5 protein-coding genes are annotated in these 6,687 nt (G+C 66.6%); all 5 read left to right on the top strand.

Annotated elements, in window-relative coordinates:
* On the top strand, positions 1-1,766 hold a 1,766-nt coding region (locus tag VKH46_12485), incomplete at its 5' end, for a PAS domain S-box protein (GenBank protein ID HKB71655.1).
* Positions 1,763-3,121, top strand: coding sequence for a sigma-54 dependent transcriptional regulator (locus tag VKH46_12480; GenBank protein HKB71654.1), 1,359 nt, complete (start codon positions 1,763-1,765; stop codon positions 3,119-3,121). The genes VKH46_12485 and VKH46_12480, both read left to right, overlap by 4 nt.
* Positions 3,122-3,244: 123 nt before the next feature.
* On the top strand, positions 3,245-3,625 hold the full coding sequence (locus VKH46_12475; protein HKB71653.1) for a response regulator: 381 nt from the start codon (positions 3,245-3,247) through the stop codon (positions 3,623-3,625).
* Positions 3,622-4,437, top strand: coding sequence for an EAL domain-containing protein (locus VKH46_12470; protein HKB71652.1), 816 nt, complete (start codon positions 3,622-3,624; stop codon positions 4,435-4,437). The genes VKH46_12475 and VKH46_12470 overlap by 4 nt, the downstream gene beginning before the upstream one ends.
* Before the next feature lie 17 nt (positions 4,438-4,454).
* Positions 4,455-6,687, top strand: a 2,233-nt coding sequence (locus VKH46_12465; GenBank protein ID HKB71651.1) for a PAS domain S-box protein, incomplete at its 3' end; no start/stop codon positions are given.

Here is a 6,687-nt window from a genome sequence, read left to right as displayed (position 1 = left end):
TTCGCTTTGCCGACGTCAACGATGCCGCGATCGCCCATTACGGGTATTCACGAGACGAATTCCTGTCGATGTCTCTGTTCGACATCCGCCCCCGGGAGGATCGCCGCGGGCTCCGAGCGACGATCGCCCGGGAAGCGAAACGGCCGCAGCCGTTCTCCGCACACCGCCACATTCGCAAGGACGGCTCGATACGCCACGTGGAAGTATCGGCCGTGGACCTCCCGGGCCCGGACCGCCAGCGCATGGCGCTCGCCCGCGACGTGACCGAAAGGGTCGCCGCCGAGAGCGCGCTGAGGGTTTCCGAAGAGAAATACCGGAAGATCGTCGACCTGGCCCCGGTCGGCATCTTTCAGACGACGAACGACGGACGGTTCGTCACCTGCAACGATGCGTTCGCGCAGATCTTCGGATGGGACTCTGCGGAGGCGATCCAGGCGGGCGCCTCTGACGTGGATCTATACGACTCGCCGGACGAGAGGCGCCGCGCGATCGAAGCGCTCCGGGAATCGGGGCGTGGCGACGATCTCCAGGTCTCGATGCGGAGGCGGGACGGGTCCCGCGTGTGGGTGCAGTTGACGTCGCGGACGCACCGCGACGCTCGCGGCGACATCGAGCGCATCGAAGGGTTCGCGATCGACATCACCTCTCGCAAGAACGCCGAGGATCAGCGCGAGCGGCTCCAGTCCGCCGTCCTGCAAACGGCGCAGCAATGGCGGAATACGTTCGATGCGATCGACACCCCGATCCTGATCGCCGCCGCGGATGGTACGGTGCACCGGCTCAACCGCGCCGCCGCCGAACTGGCCGGCCGTCCATTCACGGAGATCATCGAACGACCTCTCACGGCCGTCGGCGCCGGGGAGCCCTGGGCGCGCGCCGCGGCGCTCGTCCGGCAGGCGGCGGCCGAAGCCTCGACCGCAGACGTGCTCTGCCGCGACGCATCGAACGGCCGGACGTGGGAGCTCTCGCTGACCCCGTTCGCCGCGGGGATCGGACAAGAGCCGTTGTACATCGTGGTGGCGCGGGACATCACTCCCCTGGTCGAGCTCCAGCACTCGCTCATCCGGACGCAGTCCATGGCGGCGATCGGGGCGCTCGTCGCCGGCGTCGCGCACGAGGTTCGGAATCCGTTGTTTGCGATTTCGGCGACGCTCGATGCGTTCGAGCTGCGCTTCGGCGGAAAGCAGGAGTACGAAAGATACACGACCGCTTTGCGCTCGCAGGTCGAGCGCATGGTCGCCCTGATGCGCGATCTTCTGGATTTCGCAAAGCCCGCCGTCTTCGAGCCGACGGCGGTTCCGGCCGCAGACCTCCTCGTCGAAGCCGCGGCCAGCTGTTCCGGCTCCGCCGCCCTCGGCGGCGTGCGATTGGACTGCACCGATGACGAAAAAGGAGTGGCCGCCAAGGTCGACCGCGCTCGAACCCTGCAGGTCTTCGTCAACCTGATCGAAAACGCGATCCAGCATTCACCGCGGGGCGGCGTCGTCCGTCTCGCCGCACGGCCTCGGGGAACCGAGATCGCCTTTTCGGTAGAGGACGATGGTCCGGGCTTCCCCGCCGAAGATTTTCCGCGTCTCTTCGAGCCGTTTTTCACGCGGCGCAAAGGCGGGACGGGGCTGGGTCTGGCCATCGTGCAGCGGATCGTCACGGAGCAGGGAGGGACGGTCACGCCCGCCAACCGGCTGGAAGGAGGCGCACGGGTCGAGGTGACGCTTCCCTCCGCGAGGGCCGGCAGCGCCGACCGTGAGCCGGCGAGGACGGCATGACGGCCTCGTCGCGAATCCTGCTCGTCGACGACGAGCAGGCGATTCGAGTCGCGGTGCGCGACTTCCTCGAGTTATCGGGATTCGACGTCTCCGAGGCGGCGACATGCGCCGAGGCGGAGCTCCTCCTGCGGACCGTGCCGCCCGACGCGGCGATCCTCGACTTTCGGCTGCCCGACGGGGACGCTCTCGGTCTCCTGGCCCGGATCAGGAGCGTCGACGCCACCATACCGGTCATCGTCCTGACCGCGCACGCCTCGGTGGCTCTCGCGGTCCGCGCCATCCAGCAAGGGGCCGAGCAATTCCTGACCAAACCCGTCGAGCTCCCCGCGCTGCTCGTCATCATTCGGCGCGCGCTCGACAACCAGCGGATCCGCCGCAAGGAAAACGCGCGGAAAACGCAGCGCGACCGTGAAGAGATCGATCCCTTTCTCGGAGAGAGCCCGGCGATCCGCGCCCTGGAAGCGCAGGCCCGCCGGACGCTCGAGACCGACAGCCCGGTCTTGATTCAGGGAGAAACGGGCTCCGGCAAAGGCGTTCTCGCTCGATGGCTGCACCGGCATGGACGGCGCGCGGAAGAGCCCTTCGTCGATCTGAACTGCGCCGGCCTTTCCCGGGAGTTCCTCGAATCCGAGCTCTTCGGCCACGAGAAGGGCGCCTTCACCGGAGCGGTGTCGAGCAAGCCGGGCCTCCTGGAGGTCGCGCATCGCGGCACGTTGTTCCTGGACGAGATCGGCGACATGGACCTGCAGGTCCAGCCGAAGCTCCTGAAAGTGCTCGAAGAGCAGCAATTCCGCCGCCTCGGCGAGGTCCGCGATCGCCGCGTGGACGTGCGGCTCATCGCCGCGACCCACCACGATCTCTCGGCGAGCATCCGGGAAAACTCGTTTCGGAAGGACCTCTATTTCCGAATCAGCACGATCCCTCTCAGCGTTCCCCCGCTGCGCTCGCGCGTCGAAGATCTCCCCGCTCTCGCCGGCCACCTCCTCGCAGCCCTTCCGGCGTCGATCTCGCGCGGAGGCGTGACGCTTTCGGCCGAAGCCGAGCGCATCTTTTCGCGCTATCCGTGGCCGGGAAACATCCGCGAGATCCGAAACGTTCTCGAAAGGGCCCTCCTCTTCGGCGACGGACCCGTCCTCGCCTCCCGCGATCTCCATTTCGACGGGGGGACCGAAGCGGGAACCGATGGCGACCGTGATCTCGCACTGACGCTCCGGGAGGTGGAAATCCGGCACATCCGGCGAGTGCTCGAAGCCGAGAACGGGAAAGTCGAAGGCGCCGCCCGGCGGCTCGAGATCCCCAAGAGCTCGCTCTACGAGAAGATCCGCCGTTACGGCATCGTGGCGTCCAAGGTCTAGAAGCGATGTCCATCGCCGGGATTCGATCGCGGGACGCCCGGGATGGGAGTCGACGCGCCATGGGTTTTCCGCCGTTCGATCGATCGATCCGGATTGGCGGATTCCCTGCTCGGGGAGGTACCCGTGGCTGAGCGTTTGGCGAGATTGCTGGTGGTCGAGGACGAGATGTTCATTCGTTCCGCCATGGAAGACTTCTTCACGATGCGGAAGTACAGCGTCGATTGTGCCTCCGAGTGGGAGGAGGCCGAGGCTCTTTTCGCGATGAAGACGTACGACATCGTGATCACCGATCTCCGCCTCACGGGCTTCGGCGGAACGGAGGGCCTCGAGATCATCGGCTTCGTCCGGCAGCGATATCCCACCACGAAGTTGATCCTCCTCACCGGCTTCGGGAACGGCGAAATCGAAGCCGAAGCGAAGCGGCGAGGCGTCGACGTATTCCTCCACAAGCCGATTTCGCTCCCGGAGCTCGCCCGGGTAGCGGACTCCCTTCTCTCGCCATGAGCGAAGTCCCGCTTTCCGACCGACTGTTCGCCCCGGGCGGACTGACGCCGATGTTCCAGCCCATCGTTCGGACGGGCGAAGGCCCCCCGTCCATTCACGCTTACGAGTGCCTGAGCCGCGGACCCGCCGGGACGAATCTCGAGCGTGCCGACGTCCTGTTCGAATACGTGCGTCTCAAACGGATCGAGGCTCAGGTCGATCGGGCCTGCATCGCGGCAGCGCTGGAGGCGGGTTCCGAGATTCCCGGCGCTCCTCCCCTGTCCGTCAACGCGCACGCCATTTCGATCGCGACCGACCGGGAATTCGCCGGCGCGCTCGCGCGCGTCGCCCGCTCCTACGGAATCGAGACCAGCCGGCTCACCGTGGAAATCGTGGAGCACTCGCCGGCGTTCGACAATCGCCCTTTTCTGGACGGCCTGGGCCAATTGCGCGACCTCGGAATGGCGATCGCGCTCGACGACGTCGGCCTCGGACAATCGAACTACAAGATGATCCTCGACGCCGAGCCCGACTACCTGAAGATCGACAAGTATTTCGTCGCGGGGTGCGACGCCGAACCCCGGCAGCGCGCGATCATCGAATCGATCGCCGATCTCGCCCGGCGCTTCGGCGCCGAGGCGATCGCGGAAGGAGTCGAGCGGCCGGAAGAGCTCGCCGCGCTTCGATCGATCGGAATCGAGCTCGTTCAGGGATACCTCTTCGCCCGTCCGATGCCGATCTCGTCGCTCGTCGCCGCCTGGGCGCATGCCCGCCGGGTGGGTCGCGAGCCATCGCCACTTCGCGCGGCCGGGGCCGCTCTCGGGCGGTCGTGATTCCGGAGATCCCTCCGATGAGCGCGGAAGGTCGGCAAGGGCGCCTCGGCGGCGAAACCCCGGATCCGCTCGGTCTTCTCATCTCCATTCTCGACAGCTCCACCGAATACTCGATGATGATCGAGGACCTCGAGGGGACGATCCGGATGTGGAACGAGGGGGCGCGGCGCATCTACGGCTACGAGGAGCGGGAGATCATCGGCGTCGGCTCTTCCGTGCTCCATGACTCGGAGGACGTGGAGGCCGGAAAACCCCGCGCGATCCTCGCGGCCGCATTGAAGGACGGAAGATGGAAAGGGGTCGTGACCGGGCGCCGCAAGAGCGGAGAGACGTTCCCGGTCCGCCTCGTCGTCGCCCCTCACCGGGACAGCGCGGGAACGGCGGTCGGCTTCCTGCTCATCTCGAAGGACGTTTCCGACGAGATTCGGCCCTCCCAGGAGCTCCAGGAAAGGGTGACCTTCGGAGGCGCCTCGGCGAAAACCGCGGCGGATAAGGCGTTGCGCGACGCCCAACAGCGGACTCGGGACCTGATGGAGAGCGCGCAGGACGCGATCTACGTCCTCTCGGCCGGCGGGATCATTCTCGACGTCAACCGGGCCGCCGAAGAGCTGCAGCGCGCGCCCCGGGAAGAGATCGTCGGGCGCCATCTGGGCGAAATCGTTCCCGCCGCCGATCGTGGATCCTTCGCGGACGTTTTCCGCGATACCCCGGAGGGGGGAAGTATCCGGGGTTTCGTCACCCGCGCCCTCCGGGACGACGGAACGTCGATTTCCATCGAGGTCTCCGCATCGCGAACCGTCATCGGGGGTGAAACGCTCGTTCACGCCATCGCCCGCGACGTCTCCCGGCGGCGGGAGGCCGACGCTCTCGTCCGAAAGCTGTCCCGAGCCGTCGATCAGTCCGGCAACGCGATCTTCATGACCGACATCGCCGGCGTGATCACGTACGTCAACTCGGCCTTCACCGCCGTCTACGGATACTCGAGGGAGGAGATCGTGGGCCGGAACCCCCGGATCCTCAAGAGCGGCCTCCATGATGAGGCGTTCTATCGCGAATTCTGGAAGGACGTGCTCGCCGGAGGTTTCCGGGGCGAGATGGTCAACCGCGCCAGGGACGGCTCGCTGGTCACCGTATTGTCCTCCGCCAACCTGGTGCGGGGCGACGACGGCGATTCGGTCGGATACGTTGCGGTGCAGACCGACGTCACGGAGATCAGACGGATCGCCGAAGCGCTGCGTCGATCCGAGGAACGGGTTCGCGCCCTGACGGAGAACGCCCGGGACGGGATCGTCGTCTGCGATCGGGCGGGGGCGGTGGTCGAGGTGAACCGGGCGATCGAAACGATGCTGGGACGGGACCGTGAGCTGATTCTCGGCCGCAACCTCATCGACTTCGTTTCGCTCGAGGATCGGGCCGCCGCCGCCCGACAACTCGCCGTCGCCGCGGCGGGCGGCGTCGTGAGCAGCGTCGCGTTGAACATCCGGGGAGCCGGCGATCGAACCATTCCGGTGGAAGTGTCCGCGACAATGACCCGAATCGGAGAGGAAACCCTCCTTCACGGCATCGTCCGCGACATGAGCGAACGCCGCCGTCTCGAGGAAGAGCTTCGGGAATCGCACAAGATGGAAGCCGTCGGCCGGCTCGCCGGCGGAATCGCCCACGACTTCAACAATCTCCTGATGATCATGAGCGGGGTGGCGGATCTGCTGCCGCTCCATTCGGGCGACGCCGCGGCGCTCGACGGCGACATCGATCGGCTCAAGCACGCGACGGAGAGGGGCGCGGCGCTGATTCGGCAGCTCCTCGCCTTCTCGCGCCGACAAGCCGTTCTCCCGGAAGTACTGAACGCGCCGGAAGTGGTCGTCATGCTCGGCCGGATCATCGAACGCGTGCTCGGAAACGAGATCGACGTGGTCATCTCCTCGGATCCGGACGCCGGAAGCGTCAGGGTGGATCGAGGGCAGATCGAACAGGCTCTTCTCAATCTCGTTCTGAATGCGCGCGATGCCATGCCGGCCGGCGGCCGACTCGAGCTTTCCGTCCGGCAGACTCGCATCGGACCGAACGACGCCCTGCCGAAAACGATTCTCCCGGGGGAATACGTCGCTTTCGGCGTGAGCGACACCGGCGCCGGGATTCCCAACGACGTCCGGCCCCACATCTTCGAGCCCTTCTTCACGACCGGAAGCGTCGGACGCGGGACCGGGCTCGGTCTGGCCACCGTCTACGGCATCGTCCGGGAAGCCGGGG

The organism is Thermoanaerobaculia bacterium (assembly GCA_035260525.1).
Classification (GTDB): Bacteria; Acidobacteriota; Thermoanaerobaculia; order UBA5066; family DATFVB01; genus DATFVB01.
This window is presented reverse-complemented; position numbering and strand designations above follow the sequence as displayed.